16 protein-coding genes are annotated in these 15217 nt (G+C 70.5%); 1 reads left to right on the top strand and 15 read right to left on the bottom strand.

What is annotated here, in order from left to right; translation table 11 throughout:
* The first annotated feature begins 1 nt into the window (after window position 1).
* Window positions 2-1348 carry a RagB/SusD family nutrient uptake outer membrane protein gene (locus HNV26_RS08290; protein ID WP_171440868.1) on the top strand — a complete coding sequence of 449 codons (1347 nt, stop codon included), beginning with the start codon at window positions 2-4 and terminating at the stop codon, window positions 1346-1348.
* A 66-nt stretch (window positions 1349-1414) separates the two neighbouring features.
* Here the strand turns inward: HNV26_RS08290 and HNV26_RS08285 are convergent, their stop codons facing one another.
* From HNV26_RS08285 to ribH, 15 genes are all read right to left on the bottom strand, one after another.
* Window positions 1415-2305 carry an NAD(P)-dependent oxidoreductase gene (locus tag HNV26_RS08285; protein ID WP_171440869.1) on the bottom strand — a complete coding sequence of 297 codons (891 nt, stop codon included), beginning with the start codon at window positions 2303-2305 and terminating at the stop codon, window positions 1415-1417.
* A 95-nt stretch (window positions 2306-2400) separates the two neighbouring features.
* Window positions 2401-4131, bottom strand: coding sequence for a putative ABC exporter domain-containing protein (locus tag HNV26_RS08280; RefSeq protein ID WP_171440870.1), 1731 nt, complete (start codon window positions 4129-4131; stop codon window positions 2401-2403).
* Window positions 4128-4877, bottom strand: a complete 750-nt coding sequence (locus tag HNV26_RS08275; protein WP_090495508.1) for an ABC transporter ATP-binding protein — start codon at window positions 4875-4877, stop codon at window positions 4128-4130. Before HNV26_RS08275 ends, HNV26_RS08280 begins: the two co-directional genes overlap by 4 nt.
* 16 nt (window positions 4878-4893) lie before the next feature.
* Entirely contained in the window at window positions 4894-5274 is a 381-nt protein-coding gene (locus tag HNV26_RS08270; RefSeq protein ID WP_171440871.1) for a response regulator, read from the bottom strand.
* Window positions 5275-5315: 41 nt separating this feature from the next.
* Window positions 5316-6353, bottom strand: a complete 1038-nt coding sequence (locus tag HNV26_RS08265) for a protein-glutamate methylesterase/protein-glutamine glutaminase (RefSeq protein ID WP_171440872.1) — start codon at window positions 6351-6353, stop codon at window positions 5316-5318.
* Window positions 6350-7222: a CheR family methyltransferase gene (locus tag HNV26_RS08260; RefSeq protein ID WP_171440873.1), complete on the bottom strand. Its 873-nt coding sequence runs from the start codon at window positions 7220-7222 to the stop codon at window positions 6350-6352. Before HNV26_RS08260 ends, HNV26_RS08265 begins: the two co-directional genes overlap by 4 nt.
* Window positions 7223-7231: 9 nt before the next feature.
* Entirely contained in the window at window positions 7232-9211 is a 1980-nt protein-coding gene (locus HNV26_RS08255) for a HEAT repeat domain-containing protein (protein ID WP_171440874.1), read from the bottom strand.
* Entirely contained in the window at window positions 9208-9585 is a 378-nt protein-coding gene (locus HNV26_RS08250; protein WP_171440875.1) for a hypothetical protein, read from the bottom strand. The genes HNV26_RS08255 and HNV26_RS08250 overlap by 4 nt, the downstream gene beginning before the upstream one ends.
* 21 nt (window positions 9586-9606) lie before the next feature.
* Window positions 9607-10131 carry a chemotaxis protein CheW gene (locus tag HNV26_RS08245; protein ID WP_171440876.1) on the bottom strand — a complete coding sequence of 175 codons (525 nt, stop codon included), beginning with the start codon at window positions 10129-10131 and terminating at the stop codon, window positions 9607-9609.
* Window positions 10128-10694: a chemotaxis protein CheW gene (locus HNV26_RS08240; protein ID WP_171440877.1), complete on the bottom strand. Its 567-nt coding sequence runs from the start codon at window positions 10692-10694 to the stop codon at window positions 10128-10130. Before HNV26_RS08240 ends, HNV26_RS08245 begins: the two co-directional genes overlap by 4 nt.
* Window positions 10695-10737: 43 nt before the next feature.
* Window positions 10738-13326 carry a chemotaxis protein CheW gene (locus tag HNV26_RS08235; protein WP_171440878.1) on the bottom strand — a complete coding sequence of 863 codons (2589 nt, stop codon included), beginning with the start codon at window positions 13324-13326 and terminating at the stop codon, window positions 10738-10740.
* Window positions 13323-13697 (bottom strand): response regulator, encoded by a 375-nt coding sequence (locus HNV26_RS08230; protein ID WP_171440879.1) that lies wholly within the window; start codon window positions 13695-13697, stop codon window positions 13323-13325. The genes HNV26_RS08235 and HNV26_RS08230 overlap by 4 nt, the downstream gene beginning before the upstream one ends.
* A gap of 55 nt (window positions 13698-13752) precedes the next feature.
* Window positions 13753-14244, bottom strand: coding sequence for a M17 family peptidase N-terminal domain-containing protein (locus tag HNV26_RS08225; protein ID WP_171440880.1), 492 nt, complete (start codon window positions 14242-14244; stop codon window positions 13753-13755).
* A gap of 30 nt (window positions 14245-14274) precedes the next feature.
* Window positions 14275-14697, bottom strand: a complete 423-nt coding sequence (gene nusB, locus HNV26_RS08220; RefSeq protein ID WP_011554748.1) for a transcription antitermination factor NusB — start codon at window positions 14695-14697, stop codon at window positions 14275-14277.
* Window positions 14698-14700: 3 nt separating this feature from the next.
* Complete coding sequence (gene ribH / locus HNV26_RS08215) at window positions 14701-15204, bottom strand: 6,7-dimethyl-8-ribityllumazine synthase (RefSeq protein WP_020478482.1); 504 nt, start codon at window positions 15202-15204, stop codon at window positions 14701-14703.
* Between the last annotated feature and the right edge of the window lie 13 nt (window positions 15205-15217).

Raw genomic sequence — 15217 nt, 5'->3', positions numbered from 1 at the left:
CATGAACATCCACTTCACCAAGAAGGCATTCGTGGGGCTGTGCACCGTCCTGGGCCTGAGCGGCTGCGGGAGCATGGACGTCCCCGACTTGAACAACCCCAGCATGGACGACTTCCGTGAGCGCCCCTCACGCCAGGCCGTGCTCTCGGCGGCCACGGGTCTGCTCGTGGGTCATCGCGCCACCGTCGCGCCCGTCAACGGCTACGTGGCCCAACTGGGTATCATCGGCCGCGAGGCGTATGTCTTCGACCCCGCGGACCCGCGCGCCGTCAACGAACTGCTGGGTCCCACCCTGGACCCGGGTGGCCCGGCGTTCGGCGGCAATCACTGGACCTCACCTTATCTGAACATCCGCAACGCCCACTCCGTGCTGGATGCCTTGGACAAGGTTCCCAACACGTCCGATGCGGAGAAGGAGGGCATTCGCGGCTTCGTGAAGACGATGCAGGCCCTGGACTTCCTCATCGTCATCAACACGCGCGACACCCATGGGGCGCCCATCGACGTCAACCTCCCCATTGGGGAGCTGGCGCCCTTCGCGAGCAAAGAAGAGGTGTTCGAACGCATCGCCTTGCTGCTCGACGAGGGCGCCGCCCACATGGAGAACGCGGGCGACACCTTCGCCTTTCAGCTCAGCCCGGGCTTCGCGGGATTCAACACGCCCGCGACCTTCCGGCGGTTCAACCGCGGGCTCGCCGCGCGGGTGGCCGTGTACCGGGGCCTTTATCCCGAGGCGCTCACCGCCCTGGGTGAGTCCTTCCTCAACGCGACCGCGTCGCTGGACCTGGGCGTCTACCACGCCTTCGGGACGAACCCGGGCGACACCGCCAACGGCCTCTTCAACCGCAATATCTACACGCACCCGTCGATCGTCACCGACTCGGAATTCCAAGAGGATGGCACCACCTTGGATGACCGCGTCGTCCGAAAGCTCCAACGCCTCGACAAGACCGCGACCGCGGCGGGAGGACGGCTGGCGACGGATTGGAAGTTCCGCATCTACACCTCCAACAGCACGCCCCTGAGCATCATCCGCAACGAGGAGCTCATCCTCCTGCGCGCGGAGGCCAACATCGGTCTGCGGAACTTCGGGCCGGCCGCGGACGACCTCAACTTCATCCGCACCACGTCGGGCCGGCTGTCCCCCCGCCTGGACATCGATGAGACGAACGCCCTGGACGAGCTGCTGAAGCAGAAGCGGTACTCGCTCCTGTTCGAAGGCGGCCACCGGTGGATCGACCTGCGGCGCTATGGGCGGCTCGACACGCTGCCCCGCGAGTTGGATCCGGAGTTCGAGCCTCACGAGCGCTTCCCCGTCCCCGCGGCGGAGATGAACGCGCGGCAGTAGGCGCTGCTGGCAATCCCTGAAGCTCCAGGTGCACGGCAGTCAGGCGTGCACCTGGAGCGCGGGCGCTCAACCGCCCTGCTTCAGCCCGGCCCGTTCGGCGACGAGCGCCCCCAGCGCGGACCAGTCCCAATCGCCGTGGCCCTGCGCGACGCCTCCCAGGAACTGGTCCTTCACGAGGCTGGCCAGGGGCATGGGCACCTCGGCGGTGCGCGCGGCGCCCAGGACGAGCTCCACGTCCTTGAGGCCCAGCCGCATCTTGAAGCCCGCCGGGCTGTACTTCTCCTCGGCGATGAGCTGCGCGTACCCCTCGAAGATGGGTGAGCGCGCGAAGACGGACTGGAAGACCTCCAGGAACACCTTCGGCTCGATGCCACACTTGCGCGTCAGGGCGAAGGACTCGGCGAGCGCCTCCATCATCGACGCGATGAGGAAGTTGCCCGACAGCTTCACGACGTTGGCCGCCGGGGCACTTTCACTCAGCACGGTGAGGCCGCGCCCCAGCGCCTCCAGCAGCGGGCTGCAGCGGTCCACGTCCTGCTTTGGACCGGCGGCCACCACCCACAGTTGCTTCGACGCCGCGGCGGTAGGGCGGCCGAACACCGGCGCGGAGAGATACCGCTGGCCGGCGCTCGCATGCGCCTCCGCCAACCGTTCGGAAAGCGCCACGGAGAGCGTGCTCGACGAGACGTGCACCGCGCCCGGCGCCAGCCCCGCCAGGAGGCCGTCCTGGCCGAACACCGCGGAGGTCACTGCCGCATCGTCCGCCAGCATGCTGAAGACGACCTCCGCGCCGCGAGCCGCCTCCGCGGGGCTGCGGGCGACGCGCGCCCCCTTCTCCTTCAGCGGCGCGGCCTTGGACTCGGTGCGGTTCCACACCGTCAGCCCGTGCCCCGCGGCCGCCAGGCTCGCCGCCATGGGCAGTCCCATGTTGCCCAGGCCAATGAATCCCACCTTCATGCGCGTCTCCTCTCCGGAAACGGCCCGGATAATCCGCGCCCGGGAGCCCCACCACCGCAAAGCACGCGCACGTCCAGGAGCGAACGCGGGACGCCCTACTCTGGCCGGTCCTCGGAGACATCCAGGCGCTCGAAGGCGCGGCCCAGCGCCATGACGCCCAGCCACACCTCTCCCACCAACACCCCCGCCGCGACGAAGCCCGCCACGGGCAGGGCCCAGGGGCCCAACAGCGCCGACACAGGGAGGCCCACCACGAGCGCCACCAGCCCCGCGGGAATCAACCCCACCAGCATCACCACCAGCGTGCCCACGACAGCCAGCAGGCGCTGGCCCATCGCCTCGATGCCGCGCGCCCGCTCGCCTGTGTCCGCCGGCACCCACGAGGGAAAGAGGACCACCGCCGCGTTCTGCACGAAGAGGCCCGACAGCGACACGGCCGGAAGCAGGAACGCCAGCGCCAGCCCTCCTGGCCACCACCACCCGCCCAGGCGCGACGCCTCCACGCCGGGCCCCAGGACGAGCGCCACCGCCAACAACGCGAGCTGAAACGTGGCCAGGGCCAGCGAGGATGCCGCCAACTGCGCGCGCACCACCTGCCGTCCTGTCAGCGGCATGGCGCGCAGCAGGTCCAACTTGGGCAGGTCCATCCGCAGGTCCATGCGGAACGCGCTCGGCCCCACCACCGTCAGCATCACCGACAACGCCAGCGCCACCGGCCCGAGCACCCGCCGCGTGTCCGTGAACAGACGCGTGTCGCCCATCATCGCCGCGATGGCGCCGCCCAGGATGATGAAGGCGAGGAACACCGCGAACCCGCCCCCCATCCGCTTGCGCGCAATCAGGTTCTTCCAGATGAGCGCCACCTCCGGCCGGCCTCGAGGCAGCAGCCGGAATGGAGGGCGGCTCAACGTGAGCGAGCCCACCCGCGTCATCCGCCCCGAGGCCCGCAGCATGCGCTCCCGTGAGCGGGACTCCGCGCGCACCACCGCCGTCTCCTCGAACGGAACTTCGGCCCAGAGCACCCAGCCGTAGTGCGCCGCCATCAGCGCCAACGCCGGGGGCAGGGCCCACAGGAAGTCGCTCACGCTCTGCGCCAGCGCTGGCGCCACCAGCAGCCGGCCCGGCCACAACACGGCCGCCACGCCGGGAGACGCCATCAGTGCCTGCAACCACCCGCGAAGCGCGCGGCCTGACGACAGGTCCTCCGGCACCGGGTGCTCTCGCAGCGAGGTGAACACCGCCAGCGCCACGAGCGCCAGGACACCCCCCACCGCGCCCCAGCGGGCCACCTGGCCCCAGAGGCCCCATGCCGACAGCCGCGTGCGCACGAAGGACGCCGCCGTCGAGTGCAGATAGAGCGTGCCCAGGGCCAGACACGCGCCCACGAAGAAGAGGACGGGATGCGGGCTGATGGTCCTCCCGAGGAACAGCGTGGCGAACAGCGCGCCCAGCGACGTGCCCAGGAGCCCGCGCACCAGCTTGTATTGCAGCAGGGCCCTGCGAGGGACGGGCGCGGGGAAGAGCTGCACCACCTCCGTCTCCGAGAACGTCAGCGACGGCCGGTCCCGGCCCAGCGCCCACGCGGCGAACAATGTCCCCAGCGCGGAGCCAATCAGCGACAGCTCGGCGAACAACCGTACGCCTTCGGACACCGTGCCCACCGAGCCACGGAAGTCCAAACGCCGGAAGAAGACGGAATAGAGATACGCCGCGCCCACCAGCGCGCCCAGGAGGTAGCGCGGCTTGCGCAGCCGCTCCAACTGCCGCCGGATGCGATTGCGCCAGGTCGCGGCCCAGAGGAAGGCCACCGCGCGAGGGAAGCTCACGGCGCCTGCGTTCCCGCGCTGGTGATTCGGACGAAGAGCTCTTCCAGCGAGGCGTGCTCCCCTTCCGCGCCACTCAGCCGCGCGCGGATGTCTTCCAGGCTGCCCAGCGCCATGGCCTTGCCGCCCGCGATGACGAGCAGCCGGTGGCACAGCTCCTCCACCAGCGGCAGCAGATGCGAGGACAACACCAGGGCCGCGCCCTCCTCCGCCCGGCGCCGCAGCGACGCCTTCATCCGCCGGATGCCGATGGGGTCCAGGCCGGTGAGTGGCTCGTCCAGGAGGATGAGCTTGGGCGAATGCAGGAAGCCACAGGCGATGGACAGCTTCTGCTTCATGCCTCGCGACAGCTCGCCCGGCAGGGACTTCTCCTTGCCCGTCAGCTCCATCTCCTCCAGCAGCGCGCGGCCCCGCTCCTCCCAGTCCTCCACGCCGTAGAGCCGCGCCGTGAAGTTCAGGTGCTCCCACACCGTGAGGTACTCGAAGAAGCGCGGCTCATCCGGCAGGAAGGCCAGCGCGCGCTTCGCGTCCACCGGCGTCCGCGACAAGTCATATCCTGCGACCAGGATGCGGCCTGAACTGGGCGGCAGGATGCCCGCCAGGCACCGCAGCGTGGACGTCTTCCCCGCGCCGTTGGGCCCCACCAACCCGAGCACCTCGCCGGGCGCCACCTCGAAGGTGAGCCCCTGCACGGCCTTCACCTCGCCGTACGCCTTCTCCAGGCCCTCCACCCGCAGGACGGAATCCATTCGTGCGCGCTCGCCTTCAATCCAGCTTCAGCAGGTCCCGAACGGTATCCAGCACGACCTTCGCCTGCACGGGTTTCACCAGGTACGCGCTCGCGCCCAGCTTCATCGCGCGCTCCCGGTCCGCCGCCGCCCCCTCCGTGGTGACGACGATGATGGGGACGTTCCGGTGCTCGGTCGCCTGCCGGATGTGGCTGATGAGCTTCAGCCCGTCCATCAGCGGCATGTTGATGTCCGTGAGCACCAGGTCGAAGCGACCCTGCGTCAGCTTCTTCAAGCCCTCGGCGCCGTCCTGGGCCTCGGTACACACCACGCCGGACAGGCGCTGCAACGCGTACATGATGCTGCGCCGCATGGCCTGCGAGTCATCCACCACCAAGGCTCGGATCTGCTGCGTCATGGGCCGGGGACGTTAGCACCCGTGCGCCAGGGGCCGGAGTTTCAGCGCCGCCGCCGCGCCAGGGCCGCGAGCGCCGGGCCGATGTCGCCCAGTGGAATCACCCGCTTCACCGCCCCGGTGGCGATGGCCTCCCCCGGCATGCCGAACACCACCGAGGTCTCCTCCGACTGCGCCCAGACCTCGCCGCCAGCGCGCTGCACCGCGCGCGCGCCCTCTGCGCCGTCGGCGCCCATGCCCGTGAGCACCACCCCCAGGGCCTTGGCGCCGAGCACCTGCGCCATGCTGACGAAGAGGCGGTCCACGCTGGGCGCGTACTTGTCCACGGGCGTGGGCGGCGGCGTGTGCAGTTCCAACTTGGAGCCCCGCTCTGCCACCACCATGTGCCGCCCGCCTGGAGCGATGTACACGTGCCCGGGCTGTATCAGGTCCCCGTCACGGGCCTCCGTCACCGAGAAGGGACCGATGCGGTCCAACCGGTCCGCGAAGGCGCGGGTGAACTGCGGCGGCATGTGCTGGCAGACCAACACGCACGGCGTGGGCTCCGCGGCCAGTCCCTCCAGCACCCGCTGCACCGCGGGGGGCCCCCCCGTGGAGGCGCCCACGGCCACCACCAGCGGCGGCTCGCCCGCAACCGCCATGGCGCGAGCCCCTGGCGCCGCGTGCCGGTAGCCAGGGCGCACGTGCCGCGCCGCCCGGACCTTCTCCAGCAGCTCCACCCGAAGCGCCTCCATCGCCGCGAACGTCGCGTGCTGCGGCTTGGCGATGAAGTCGAACGCCCCCAACTCCAGCGCCTTGAAGACATCCGAGCGGTGCGAATAGCTGGAGATGACGATGACGGGCGTGGGCGCCGTGCGCATCAACAGGCGGAGGAACGTGTACCCCCCGAGCTTCGGCATCTCCAGGTCCAGCGTCACCACGTCGGGCTTCAGGTCCACGACCTTCTTCAGCCCCTCTTCGCCATCCGCGGCGCGGTCCACCACTCGCACGTCTGGCTCCGACTCCAACATCGTGGAGAGGGTGCGCCGGTTGTGGGCCGAGTCGTCGATGACCAGTACGGAGATGACGCCCTTGCTGCTCATCGACGCGCTCCTTCATCCAACTCCGGCCTCCGGTACACCAGGTCCCCGCGCAGGTGAACGAACTCGAAGTCCGAGCCCAGGTTCAGCAGGTTCTCTGAGTGTCCCAGCAGCAGGTACCCCCCTGGCACCAGCCGGTCCCGAACGATGCGCAGGAACTTCCGGCGTGCCGCCAGGTCGAAGTAGATGAGCACGTTGCGGCAGAACACCACGTCCATGCGTGGCACCAGTTGGCTACCCACCTCGTCCAGCAGGTTGTGGTGGCCAAACGACACCCAGGCGCGCACTTCGTCCCGGACGCGCACGCGGCTGTTGCCCAGCGAAACGAAGTGGCGCTCCAGCAATTCCGGCGAGGTGGCGCGCAGCGCGGAAGGCCCGTACTCCGCTCGCCGCGCCATGGCCAACACACGCCGGGAGATGTCGGTGCCCAGGACCTCCACGTCCCAGTCGTCGAAGCGGCGGCTGTCCTTGAGGAGCATCGCCAGCGTGTAGGCCTCCTCCCCGGACGAGCACCCCGCGGACCACACCCGCAGACGCCGCAGCCGCGCGTTGCGCTGCGCCACCACCGGGAGCAGTTCGTCCGTGAAGGCCTTGAGCTGCGTGGGCTCGCGGAAGAAGTACGTCTCGTGAGTGGTGAGGGACTCGACGGCCGCCTCCAGTTCGGCGTGCCGGTTGGCGTCGTAGCGCAGGTAGCGGTGGTACGCGCCGTAGTCCGGCAGCCCCAGCAACTCCAGCCGGGGCCACAGCCGGCGCTCCATCACGAACTTCATGTCCTCGTGAACCAGGATGCCGCAGTGCGAATAGACATGGTCCCGGAGGAGACGGAACTCCTCCGCTGACATCTCCGGACGTCCGTCGTCGAAGCGTGCCATGGAGCCCTCTCAGCGCCGGAGCAGGCGCTCCACGGCGTCGGAGAGGGCTCGCTGCGCCAGGGCGTCCGACTCCGCCTCCAGCGCCTCCCGGGCGGCGGACAGGCACTCCGGCCCCGCCGAATCTCCCAGCACCCGCGCCGCCGCCGCGCGGACATCCCAGCGCGCATGACGTAGCAGGGACAGCGCCATCGTCACCCCCGCCGAAGACTCCGCCCCCGCCACCAGCGCCGCCTTCACCACCTCCACGTCCGGGTGCCCCGCGGCCTCCCTCAACACCCCTGGGCCCGCCGCTCCCATCCGCGCCAGGGCCCGCACCGCGGCCACCGCCAGCGCGCCATCCGCGTCCCGCGTCAGGGCCACCAGGTCTGGCACCCGGTCCAACGCGCCGCAGTCCCCCGCCGCCTCCACCGCGGCCACCCGCACGGAGGGGTCCTCGTCCATCAGGACGGGTGACAGGAGCGCGCCCGCGTCAGGTCCGCCCAGTCGCGCCAGGGCCCGCGTGCCCGCGATGCGCACCGGCACGGACTCATCCGCGAGCGCCGCGCGCACCACCTCCCGGCCGACGTCGCCCTCCAGCTCGCACGCCGCCACCGCCGCCGCAGCGCGCCACCGAGGGTCCTCGTCTCGCGCCAGCCGCTTCAACGTGGGCAGGGCCGGCACGCCACCCACACGGGCCAGGGCGGCGACCGCCGCGGGCGTGGCCCTGCGCGCCACGGCGTCCTCCAACGCCTCCAGCACCTCCGGCCGGCACGACTTCGCCAGCCCGGCCAGGGAGCGCGTCGCCGCGCCCGCGAGGGATGGCTCTTCCAGCAGGGCGACGAGCGGAGACACCGCCGAGGCCGCGCCTGTCCGCCCCAAGGCACGCACCACCACCGCGCGAAGCTCGTCCTCCACCCACTCCAGCAACGCGCACAGCGGCGCCGCCGCCGAGGCGTCGACCAGGTCCACCAGCGCTTCGGCCGCGGCGGCCCGCGCCGGCAGGGACAGGTCCGGCAGGCGATGAAGCAAGGTGCGCCCGCCGTCAGGCCCCAACCTGCCCAGCGTGTGCAGCACCTCGCGCAGCAGCCGCGCTTGGCGCGCACACTCCGCCACGGGCACGGCCAGTGAAGCATCGCCCAGCGAGGCCACTGCCACCAACGTGCCCGCGCACACCATGACGTCCTCGGACGCCAGCGCCTCGGTCAGTCGTGGCGTCATACCGGGCAGGGGCAAGAGCGCCTTCCGCACCACCGCTTCGAGCTCCCCACGCCGCGCCCCCGCGGCACGCGCGGCCTGGGTTCCCAGCGCGGACAGCGCCGCCTCCCGCACCGAGCGCAACTCCGACGTGAGCCCCTGGCAGATGCGCACCGTCGCGTCCGCATCCGGAATGAGGCCCAGCATCCGGTAGGCGCTCCGTTGAAGCCGAGGGTCCTCCAGCAAGGCCTTCACCACCGGCAGGGGCGCCGCATGCCGCAGGAGCGTCAGTCCTTCCAGGGCGGACAGGCGAAGCAGCGGCTCCGGCTCGGCCAGCAGCGCCTCCAGCGCGGTGACGGCTTGCGCGCCGCCGATGCGTCCCAGCGCCTCCGCCGCGGACACACGCACGTTGAGGTCCGCGTCCGAGAGCGAACGCACCAGGGGGCCCTCCGCCTCGCGCTGCCCCAACTGCCCAAGGATGTCCGCGGCGAACTTGCGCTGGTCCGGGTCCGGATGGGCCAGCAGGTCCACCAACGGGCCCAGCGCGGCACTGCCCAACCCCGCGAGCACCTCCGCCGCCGCGTTCCGAGCCCCCGTCTCCCCTCGCTCCCCCAGCACGGAGATGAGCCGCGCCGCGAGCTCGCTCGAGGCGGGCATCCGCTTGAGGGCCTCCGCCGCGACGTGGCGCACGCGCCAGCTCTCGTCATGCAAGCCGACGACGAGAATCTCCAGAACGCCCGCGGCGCATGGGTCCAGCGACTGGAGTGCGAGGTAGCGCGCCTCTTCCTCGACCGGGGGCTCGGAGTGGGAGCTCACGTGTCGAAGACCTGGTCAGAGCCTGGCTGGAGGTAGAACCAGAGGGCGTAGGCCCCCAGGGCCGTGCCCAGGGGAACATTGGGAATGGCGAGGATGCCCAGCACCAGCGTCAGCGTCCTCGACCACGCTTTGCGGTTCAGCAACCCGAAGCCGGTGATGACACCCGGCAACCCCAGCAGCGCCAGACACCCGCCCGCGCCCATGCCCACGGCAACAATCAGCGCCCGTTCCTCGGGCTTCGCGCTTGGCAACATCCCGCCCATCACCCCGAAGGACAGCATCACTCCCACGGCGATGAGCACCGACAGCCCGTTGATGACGATGAAGAGGATGCCGAGGATTCTGCGGTGCTGCTCCAGTCCTTGATGGCCCATCTCAATCCCCCATGTGTGCGCCTACGTCGTGTTCCTTGATGACTCGCGCTCCAGCTCCACGCGCAGCAAGGCCTTGAGGTCCAGCAGCAGCCGGAGCCGGTCCGGTGGTCCACAGACACCGACGACAAAGGGCGTGTGTCCCGCCACCCTCAGCGCGGGCGCGGGCTTGATGTCGCCGCGCCGCACGCGCAGCACCTCCGCCACCCGGTCCACCTTCACCGCCACGCGCCGCGTGCCCAGCTTGCACACCAGCAGCCGCGTCTTCGGCGTCTCCGGCCCCGGCGCGCCCAGGAGCCGGCACCGCAGGTCCACCACCGGCAGGATGAGGCCGCGCAGGTGGAGCACACCCTCCACGAACGCCGGGGCATGAGGGATGGGGGTGATGCGCTGGAGCGGGAGGATTTCCTCCACCCGCATGATGTCCAGCACGTACTCCTCCGCGCCGATGAAGAAGGCACAGAGCTGCACCACCGTGTCCGCGGCCGAGGACACTTCATCCGTGACCGCGTGGGGACGCCGCGACAGCAGGTTGACGGAGTCCTTCATGGGGCGAGCGCCTGTTCCGCGTCCAAGAGGATGTAGAGCATGGGGCCACGCCGGCCCATGCCCACCACGCAATCCCTGTCACCCACGCGCATCCCCGGTGGCGGTGCCTCCAGCATGGACGGCTTGAGCTTCACCACGCCCACCACGCCATCCACCCACACCCCCGCGGGCCCCGTCTCCGTGCGCAGCACGAGGATGCGCGCACTCCGGGGAGGAGCCGGCGCGTCGGGCCCGGCGACCAGGGGCGCCCGCTCCGCCAGCCGCAGCCGCACCTTGACGTCGTACACGGGCAGCAGTTCGCCGCGCAGGTTCATCACCCCCAGGAGCTGAGGCTCGGCGCGGGGAATCTCCGTCAGCGGCGGAACCTTGGAGATTTCACGCACCCCTCGGATGGGGACCGCGTAGCACTCCCCTTCCAGGTGGAAGGCCAGGTACTCCTCGGGCACCTCCTCGGGGGCGGCGGGCAATCCGCCGTCGCTGCCCGCCGCGAAATCCTGGAGCCCGGAGACGTCCTCGTCAGGACGGTAGAAGAAGTCGTCGAGCAGTTCCGAGAACCGGGACACGGTGACGCAGGATAGCAGCCAGCGCGCCCGTCCGCAGCGAGGGTCAGGCGCGACGCCGCTCCACGGCCATGCCCTCTTCCAGGAGCGCCGCCACGTCCAGCACCAGGACGGTGCGCCGGTTGCCCAGGTCGGTGGCGCCGGAGATGCCCCGGACGGACTGGAGCCGGCCCCCCAAGGGCTTGGTGACGATGTCCTGCTGGCCGTGCAGTTCGTCCACGGCGATGCCCAGGCGCTCCTGGGCCAGGCCCACCACCACCACGAAGTGGCGGCCCACCGGGCGCTCCGGCAGGGCGAACATGCGAGACAGCCGCACGAAGGGCAACGTCTGTCCGCGCAGGTCCAGGACCTCGCGCCGCTCCACGGTGCGGATTTCCCTGGGCTGGACGGAGACGATCTCCAGCACGCTGTTGAGCGGCACCGCGTAGGTGCGGCCGCTGACGCCCACCAACAGCGCGCGAATGATGGCCAGCGTGACGGGGAGCGTGAGGTGAAAGGCGGTGCCCTTTCCGCGCTCGCTCCACACGTCGATGATGCCCGACAGGTTGCCCAGGTTGTTCTTCACCACGTCCAGGCCGACGCCCCGGCCGGAGAGCTCGGACACGCTGCGGGCGGTGGAGAAGCCGGGCTGGAAGATGAGGTTGAGCAGCTCCCTCCGGCTCATCTCCTGGGCCTGCGCGAAGGTGATGAGGCCGCGCGTGATGGCCACCTCGCGCACGCGCACCTCGTCGATGCCGGAGCCGTCGTCACTCACCTCGATGACGACGTGGTTGCCCTTCTGCTCGGCGCGCAGGCCCACCACCGCGCGCCGGGGTTTGCCCGCGGCCAGACGGGCGTCGGGGGATTCGACGCCGTGGTCGATGGCGTTGCGGATGAGGTGCATCAGCGGGTCGCTGAGCTCCTCCACGATGAGCTTGTCCAGCTCCACCTCGCCGCCGCTGATGGCGAGCTCGATTTCCTTGCCCGCCTCGCGGGTGATGCGGCGCACCAGCCGCGCCAGCTTGTCGAACACCTGGCCGACGGGGACCATCCGCGCTTCCAGGAGGCCTTCCTGGAGGGCTTCCAGCTTGCGCTCCAGGCCTCGCGTTTCGCGCGCCAGCTCCTGGCCGAACAGCTTGGAGAGCGCCACCGCGCCGTCCTGCCTCGCGGACTCCGCGAGCCGCTGGAGGTTGGCCTTGATGAGCAGCAGCTCGCCCACCATGTTGATGAGGCCATCCAGGCGACCGATGTCCACCCGCACGGTCTGCGTCAGGGAGCGCAGCGACGTGTCCGCCGTCAGCGCCGCAGGGGTGCCCACGGGGGCGCCGGACGGCGCCATCGGGGCCACCGAGAGCCCCTTGGGTGAGGCCTTGGCGGCGCCCTGGAGGTAGGCGACGACGGGCACGCTGGAGGGTGCGGGCGCGGGAGCCGGTGAAGGCGAGCCGCCGGCATTGGCGGGCACGTCGGCGTCCGACGTGGGCCACTCCAGGGGCCCGGGCTCCATGTCTTCCGGTACGTGCGAAAGGAGCGGCTGCTGCGCCTCGGGAAGCATCGCGGCGGCCGTCGCGCGCACAGCCTTCTTCTTGCCGCCGCTCTTGGGCGACGTCGAATGCCCGGCCGCGGGCGAAGCCTTGGCGTCCTCGGACGTGCCTCGGCTTGCGGCGCCTCGGGAGCCGCGCGCGGGCGTCGCGCCCCTCCGCGGCGCCTCTGGGGCAGCCCCCGTCACGCGGACGGGCACATCAGGTGCCGCGACGCCCCCTGACACTGCGTCCTGAGCAGCGCCTGCGGCCCCATCGTGCGTCGGCGCGTCTCCAGGCCGCGTCTCCGACTTCGCTCCCGCGGACGCGTGAATCGTCGCGGCGGGTTGCACGGCCTGGAGCAGCGCGCTCGTCGCCGCCGCCGCGGCCGGGCGCACCGTCAGCGCGGACAGCTCCGCGGGCGTCCCCTTCAGTCCCGTCTCCAGGGCCTCACGGTCGACCTGCGCACCGAAAATCAGGTCGAACGCGATGCCATGCGCGCCACCCGGCTGCGCGGACGGCAACGTGCTGATGACCTCGCCCAGCGGCTTGAGCCTCGTGTTGAGCTCCGCCAGTCCCTTGTCGAAGTCGGACAAATCAAAGGCGGCCCGCACGCGCCACAGCGACACACCCCGGCGCACGTTCTCCCGCAGCCGGTGTTCCTCGTACTCCGTGAAGACGGAGCGGACCTGCGCCTCCAGCTCCAACCGGTCCAGCGGGTCGTCCGCGGCAACCTCCACGGGAGCGCCCATCGACGCCATCCGCGCGGACATCGCCTCCACGCGGGCGGACAGGGTTTCGCTCTCCGTGCCGCGAGCGGCCTCGCCCAGCAGCGCCTGGAACGCATCCAGCGCTTCAATCAGCGAATCCAGGACCGCGCCGTCCAGCAGCAGCTTCCCCAGACGAAGCCTGTCGAGCAGGTCCTCCGTCCCATGCGCCAGCCGGGAGATGCGCTCCTGGCCGAACAGCCCGGACAACCCCTTGAGCGAATGCGCCGCGCGGAAGATGCCGTTGACCAGGTCCGGGTCCGCCTCGGAGCCCCGGCGCTCGTCGAGCACGAGCAGGTCCCTGGCCAGGGCGTCGAGAATCTCCGTCGCCTCGGCCACGAACTCGGCCAGCGCCTTGCTTCCCGGACTCACGGCAGCTTCAGGTAGCGCCGCAGGAGCGCTTCGAGGCTCCCGGGGAGGAAGGGCTTGACCAGATACTCCGCGGCGCCCAGCGCGAGCCCGCGCTCGCGGTCCTGATCGCGCCCCTCCGTGGTGATGATGAAGAGCGGCACTTCGCGGTAGTTGGGGTTCTTCTTGACGAAGTTGATGAGCTCCAGCCCGTTGATGTCCGGCATGTTGATGTCGGTGATGATGAGCTCGAAGCGGTGACGCGGCAGCAGCTTCAGGGCCTCGAAGCCGCTCGAGGTCACCACCACCTCGATGCCCTCCACGGCCTCGACCATCGCGGCGATGTACTCGCGCGATGCTTTCGAGTCCTCGACAATCAACACCTTGACACGCATGTGCGCTCGCCCCGGGCGAGGCATGCTAGCAGAAGGCCCGCCCGCCCGCCGAGCGTCAGCCCTTGCGTGCAGGCAGCGACTTGACGAGTCCCTTGTCCGCCAGGACGGCCACCCGTTCGCCCTTGAACGCGGGCAGGAAGCCCTTCTGGAAAGCCGCTGCCCGCGCGGCGTCCTCCACCTGGCCACCGGCGGGAACTTCCAGCGCCACGGACTCCACCCGGGCCTTGGACAGCACCCGTCCCGCCTCAGCCATCGCGTCGTTCAACGCGCCCGCGTCCAGTCGCTGACGCGCGCCCAGCCCCACGACGAAGATGCGGGGCACCGCCAGCTTCCCGTCCGAGGGCAGCAGCAGCCAGTCATCCTTCGCGCCCGTGAAGAAGCCGGCCTTGAGCACCCGCGAGAGCGAGCCACACAGCCGCCAGTCCACGAAGCCCGCGGAGGACGGCAGGGGCCGGTCATCCTCGGCGATGAAGAGGCAGAGCGCGTCCACCCCGCCGAGCGTGTCCAGGCCCTCCAATCCGATGTCGTGCGTCGTCGTCTGGCTCACGGCGCGTCCCTCGCGGCTGGCGTCAGCGGCTCACGGCTTGTTCAAGGCGACCGCGACGCGGTCCAGGAGCCCGTTGACGAACGCGCTCGATTCTTCATTGCCGAAGTTCTTGCCCAGCTCCACCGCCTCGTTGATGGACACCTTGCGGGGGATGTCCGGGCGGTACTTCAGCTCGAAGATGCCCAGGCGCAGCACGTTCCGGTCGATGCGCGACATGCGGTCCAGGCGCCAGTTGTGGCTGTGGCGCTCGATGAGCTGGTCGATTTCGTCCCGGTGGGACTGCACGCCTTCCACCAGCTCCCGGGCGAACTTCACCGCGTCCGGGTCCCGCTTGTTGCTCTCCTCGGCGGCCGACCAGGCCGACTCCAGCGCCTCCGCCGTCGTCGCGGTGGCCATCTCCAACTGGTAGAGCGCCTGCAGCGCACGCTCACGTCCCGTTCTTCGCGCGCCCATGGCCTACGCCTTCCTTCCGTCCGTCGCCGACATCTTCGCGTACAGATTGACCATCTCGATGCAGGCCAGTGTGGCCTCCGCTCCCTTGTTCCCTGCCTTCACGCCCGCCCGGTCGATGGCCTGCTCCACCGTGTCCGTCGTCAGCACGCCAAAAGTCACCGTCGTGGCCGGGGTGGCCGCCGCGGCCTCGAAGGCCACCGCGCCAATGCCCTTGGCGCACTCGCCGGCCACGTAGTCGAAGTGCGGCGTCCCGCCCCGGATGACGGCGCCCAGGGTGATGACGCCCACGTACTGCCGCGTCTCGGTCACGCGCCGGACCAGACCGGGCAGCTCATAGGTTCCGGGGCACCGGTACACGTCGATGTCCGCGTCGGCCACGCCGTGGCGCACCAGCGTGTCCACGGCGCCCTTGGCCAGCTCCTCGGTGATGAAGCCGTTGAAGCGGGCCACGCAGATGGCGAAGCGGCCCTTGGGGGGTAGAAAGTCACCGTCGAAGTAGCGAGGCATGCCGCGCTTCCTA

Source organism: Myxococcus xanthus (assembly GCF_013116825.1).
GTDB lineage: Bacteria > Myxococcota > Myxococcia > Myxococcales > Myxococcaceae > Myxococcus > Myxococcus xanthus_B.
The sequence above is the reverse complement of the archived record's forward strand: the minus strand, read 5'-3'. Positions and strand labels throughout refer to the sequence as shown.

Coding starts and splice junctions, on each gene's coding strand:
- HNV26_RS08290 (WP_171440868.1), top strand. CDS start 2: ATGAACATCCACTTCACCAAGAAGGCATTCGTGGGGCTGTGCACCGTC.
- HNV26_RS08285 (WP_171440869.1), bottom strand. CDS start 2,305: ATGAAGGTGGGATTCATTGGCCTGGGCAACATGGGACTGCCCATGGCG.
- HNV26_RS08275 (WP_090495508.1), bottom strand. CDS start 4,877: ATGGATTCCGTCCTGCGGGTGGAGGGCCTGGAGAAGGCGTACGGCGAG.
- HNV26_RS08270 (WP_171440871.1), bottom strand. CDS start 5,274: ATGACGCAGCAGATCCGAGCCTTGGTGGTGGATGACTCGCAGGCCATG.
- HNV26_RS08265 (WP_171440872.1), bottom strand. CDS start 6,353: ATGAGCAGCAAGGGCGTCATCTCCGTACTGGTCATCGACGACTCGGCC.
- HNV26_RS08260 (WP_171440873.1), bottom strand. CDS start 7,222: ATGGCACGCTTCGACGACGGACGTCCGGAGATGTCAGCGGAGGAGTTC.
- HNV26_RS08250 (WP_171440875.1), bottom strand. CDS start 9,585: ATGGGCCATCAAGGACTGGAGCAGCACCGCAGAATCCTCGGCATCCTC.
- HNV26_RS08245 (WP_171440876.1), bottom strand. CDS start 10,131: ATGAAGGACTCCGTCAACCTGCTGTCGCGGCGTCCCCACGCGGTCACG.
- HNV26_RS08230 (WP_171440879.1), bottom strand. CDS start 13,697: ATGCGTGTCAAGGTGTTGATTGTCGAGGACTCGAAAGCATCGCGCGAG.
- nusB (WP_011554748.1), bottom strand. CDS start 14,697: ATGGGCGCGCGAAGAACGGGACGTGAGCGTGCGCTGCAGGCGCTCTAC.
- ribH (WP_020478482.1), bottom strand. CDS start 15,204: ATGCCTCGCTACTTCGACGGTGACTTTCTACCCCCCAAGGGCCGCTTC.